The sequence below is a fragment of the Streptomyces sp. NPDC057253 genome (assembly GCF_042669125.1).
GTDB lineage: Bacteria > Actinomycetota > Actinomycetes > Streptomycetales > Streptomycetaceae > Streptomyces.
Map to the genome: position 1 here is coordinate 1 of NZ_JBHUXV010000267.1, position 4301 is coordinate 4301.

General features: G+C 71.4%; 3 protein-coding genes. All 3 read right to left on the reverse strand.

What is annotated here, in order from left to right; all coding sequences use genetic code 11:
• Window positions 1–47: 47 nt before the first annotated feature.
• The 3 genes from ACFULQ_RS48685 to ACFULQ_RS48695 are packed head-to-tail and all read right to left on the reverse strand — an operon-like array spanning window position 48 to window position 3780.
• Entirely contained in the window at window positions 48–1082 is a 1035-nt protein-coding gene (locus ACFULQ_RS48685; protein ID WP_383558175.1) for an ABC transporter permease, read from the reverse strand.
• Complete coding sequence (locus ACFULQ_RS48690; RefSeq protein WP_383558177.1) at window positions 1079–2638, reverse strand: sugar ABC transporter ATP-binding protein; 1560 nt, start codon at window positions 2636–2638, stop codon at window positions 1079–1081. Before ACFULQ_RS48690 ends, ACFULQ_RS48685 begins: the two co-directional genes overlap by 4 nt.
• Entirely contained in the window at window positions 2635–3780 is a 1146-nt protein-coding gene (locus ACFULQ_RS48695) for a sugar ABC transporter substrate-binding protein (protein ID WP_383558179.1), read from the reverse strand. The genes ACFULQ_RS48690 and ACFULQ_RS48695 overlap by 4 nt, the downstream gene beginning before the upstream one ends.
• Window positions 3781–4301 lie beyond the last annotated feature (521 nt).

Consider the following 4301-nt stretch of genomic DNA (forward strand, 5'->3'; position numbering starts at 1 on the left):
GGCCAGGAGATCCCGGCCCACCCCGCCGGAGCCGCCCGGTCGCCGTGCTACCGCCTGGTGCGTCGATGGGCGAGCAGCGCGAGGGACACGGCGATGATGAGGGCGGCTCCGTTGAACAGGTCGGACACATAGGTCGGGGCGCCCGCCAGCTGGAGTCCGTAGATCCCGGTGCCCAGCAGGGCCACGGCGAGCAGGGTACCGAGGACGTTCACCCGGCCGTTGGTCTTCACCTGTGTGGCGCCGAGCAGCACCGCCGAGAACGCCGGCAGGAGGTACGGCGGCCCCACGTTGGGGTCGGTCGCGCCGAGCTCGGCGGCGAGGACCACTCCGGCCACGGTCGCCATGAGGCTGGAGGCGAGCAGCGCCCACACCGACACCCGGCCCACCCGGACGCCGATGAGCCGTGCGGCCTCCTTGTTGCCGCCGACCGCGTAGGCGTAGCGCCCGGCCGTGGTGAGTTCCGTGACGTAGAAGAGGATCAGGCCGGCCGCGACGACGTACCAGACCGGTGTGGGCACCCCCAGCAGCGTGCCCTGCCCGAAGCTGGTGAGCCTGCTGCCCGGGGGCAGGATCACCTGGTTGCCCTCCGTGATCCAGTAGGCGAACGCCGACAGCAGGCTGCTGGTGCCCAGCGTGGCGATGAACGAGTCGACCCCGACCCCGACCACGAGCGCGCTGTTGACGACGCCGACACCCAGTCCGGTCAGGAGCACGAGGAGGAGGGTGACCCCGAGGCTCCTGCCGTCGGCCTGGAGCTGGACGGTCAGTACGGCGCCGACGCCGAGCGTGGCCGCGACGGACAGGTCGAACAGCCCGGCCGCGACGGGCAGGATCAGCGCCATCGCCACGATCGCGGTGACGGACTGGTTCGCGCTGACGGTGCGCAGCGTGGTGGTCGTGAGGAAGGTGTCCGGCACCCAGAGTCCGTACAGGAGGACGAGGGCGGCGAGGGCATACACCCCGCTGAGCCGGTCGAGTCCGGCCCGGTGCACGAACGCGGCGCGGGCCGTGGGCCGTTGGGGCGGTGCGTCGCCGGGGGCGGGCTGGGTGTCCGCCGGGCGCAGGTCTTCGGCAGGGCTCATCCCCGGTCTCCTTCGGTCTCGGTGAGGCATGCGGCGGCGAGTTCGTCCGCGTCGACCGGCGCGGCGAACTCCGCCCTCGCCCGGCCGCGGGAGAGGACGACCACCCGGGTGCACAGGCGCGCCAGTTCTTCGTTGTCGGTCGAGCAGACCAGCACGGCGGCCCCCTCGGCGGCCGCCTCCTCGACGCGCCGGTGGATCTCCTCCCGTGCTCCGATGTCGACACCCTGAGTGGGTTCGTCGAGCAGCAGGACGGACGGACGCAGGCGCAGCAGCCGGGCGAGCACGACCTTCTGGCTGTTGCCGCCGGACAGCTGGGTGAGCGGACTGCGCGGATGCGGGGTCCTGATGTCGAGTCGCCCGACCCAGGAGGCCGTTTCCTCGACCTCCAGCCGGCGCCGGTACACCAGCCGTCGTACGAAGTCGCGGGGCCGGGAGATCGCGATGTTCTCGGCGACGTCGTGTCCGTGCAGGACGGCGTTGGCGGCGCGGTCCGCGGGCACGAGGGCCATTCCCGCGGTGATGGACAGGTCGGGGCGTCCGGGCGGGAGGGGGTCGCCTTTGAGCGTCACCGTGCCCTGGCGTGGCAGCGCCCCGAACAGCAGCGGTGCCAGTTCCTCCCGGCCCGATCCGGTGATCCCCGCGACGCCGAGCACCTCGCCGGCCCGTACGTCGAGGTCGACGCCGTGCACGGACCGGCCGCGCACCGCCCGGGCGGCGAGTCTGACGGGTGCGGTGCCGGCCGGTGGCCGGCCGGCCAGCCGGTCCACCTTCCGCCCGACCATCAGTTCGATCAGCTCGCTCTCGTCGGTGGCGGCGACGGGCTTGGTGGCGACGACCCGTCCGCCCCTCAACACGCTGACCCGGTCGGCCAGTTCGAAGACCTCGGAGAGATGGTGCGAGATGAGCACGACACCGATGCCGCGCTCACGGACCCGACGGACCAGGTCGAAAAGGTGGGCGACCTCGGGGCCGGGCAGGTTCGCGGTCGGTTCGTCCAGGACGAGCACCCGGGCCGGTGTCCGGTGCGGCGCGACCGCCCGGGCGACCGCGACCGCGGAACGCTCACTGGCGGCGAGCTGCTGGACCGGCAGGTTCACGTCGAAGTACCGGCTCAGCGAGGCCAGCAGTTCCTCGGCCTCACGCCGTCGAGCGCTCCAGCGCACCGGCATGCCGCGGCCGGCGCCGTAGCCCCGTCCGAGTCCGAGGTTCTCGACCGTGGTCAGCCCGCCGACCAGCCCGAGGTCCTGGTGGACGAAGCGCAGGCCGGCACGGTCGCTGGCGTCGGGGTGGTGCTGGGACAGGGGTTCGCCGTCGACCTCGATGCCCGATCCGGGATCGGGCTCGTGGTATCCGGCGAGGATCTTGACGAGGGTGGACTTGCCCGACCCGTTCTCCCCCACCAGGGCGTGCACCTCCGAACGGGCGACGGACAGGCCGACACGGTCCAGGACGGTGTTCCCGCCGAAGGTCTTGCTCGTCTCCCGCACGACCAGGGCGGGCGCGTCGCGCCCCCCTGACGTGTCGGTGGCCGTCGTCGGCCCCGTTCCGGTGGTCAACTGACCCGCCACAGCTTCTTGAACTGGTCCTGGTAGTCGGCCACGCCGATGTAGTAGCCGGTCTTGTCGGCGGCGACCTTGCCGGCGTTGTCGGAGGTGATCAGCTGCAGGGGCAGCAGGGCGGCCGCGGCGGCCTGTGTGTCGGTCTTGGCGTAGTCCCTCGCGAGTACGTCGAACAGTCGCCAGTTCGCGATGTCGACCGTGTTGCCGACCCAGGCCGACTCGGTGCCCGCCTTGATGTTCGCGATGTCGGCCGGGTCGGGTGATCCGCCTCCGATGTGGATGCCCCTCAGGCCCGCTGTGGCGAGCGCGGCCGGCACACCCTGCGCGAGGTCGCCCGTGGCGAACATGAGCCACTTGACGTCGGGGTTGCGCTGCAGGAAGCCGACGACGTTGGACGGCGTCTTCGTTCCCTGGTCGGTGACCTGCTGATTGACGACGGACGTCTTGCACCCCGGGCACCACTGCTTCACCCAGGACTGGAACGCGGTGACCCAGGGCGCCAGGATCGGGAAGGCCTGGATGCTGTAGACGCCCGCCTCACCCTTTCCGTCCGACTCGGTCACGAAGTACGCGGCGAGCAGCTTGCCGTACAACTGCATCTGGGGTGCGCCCAGGACGTCGCCCAGGACACCGTCGGTCTTCCCGTCGCCGGTGGCGGTGCTGACCACCTTGATACCGGCGGCCTTCGCCTCGGCGATCTGCTTGGCGAACACGGCGGCGGGGAACCCGGCGAAGAGGATGGCATCGGGATGCCGCGCTATCGCGGCGTCGAACGCCGCCGCCGCCGAGGCGGGTGTCGGCCCCGTGGCGATCGAGTCATAGGACCAGCCCAGCAGCTGGGCCGCCTCCTTCTGCGTGGCGGCGGCCCTCTGCGCGATGGCCGTCGACGCCTGCAGGTTGATGACGGACTTCCCCGTCGGGGGTCTTTCGGGAAGTGCCTTCAGATCACCGATGGACGTCGGATTGGAAATGTACTTCGCGAGAAATGCGGCCGCCTCCTTCTGACCGGCCGTGGCTGGTCCGTGTGTCTCTGCGGAGGCGGTGGTGGAACTCGAGTCGGACGAGCAAGCGGTGAGGGCAGTGGCCGCCAGGCCGGCGGCCAGGACGGTCACGAAGGACTTGGTGATACGGCTGCCCACGGGGGCCTCCTCGGGGATCGAACGCTACGGCTCGGCTGGAGTATTGCCCCCGATTCAGCCGGTGGCCGGAATTCGTCCCGGGGAGCGGAACGCCCCTGGTCAGGTGCCGTCTACACACAATCTTCACCGGTTTTCAGGGCTGCTCGAACCCTGTCTGCGACGCCTTTTCCCGCCGCGCCGCCCGGCCCGGCCGAGCGGGAAGGGCGGATCACGCGCGCGAACCGCAAAGAGCCGTCGGATCATCCGGCTTGCGTCAAGGCGGACGCGGCGAAACCACTCCGGTCCCCTACGGACCACCGATGACACTTGCGTGCCGATGAGGGATTCGCTCGCCGCGGACAGCCCGTCGGCGCATCCGGCAGCTTTCCGGAGGGGCCGGGTGAGCCATCGGCGGGCGAGACCTGATTCGGCACGGGCACGGGCACGGGCACGGGCACGGGCACGGGCCGGCCGGATGCCGGGCGTCGGCCGGACCGGCGTTCTCGCCGCTTGCCGCAGTGGCGTGCGGGCACGACGACCGG

Bases quoted from the DNA above. Each gene is read 5' to 3' on its own strand.
- ACFULQ_RS48685 (WP_383558175.1), bottom strand. From the start codon at position 1,082: ATGAGCCCTGCCGAAGACCTGCGCCCGGCGGACACCCAGCCCGCCCCC.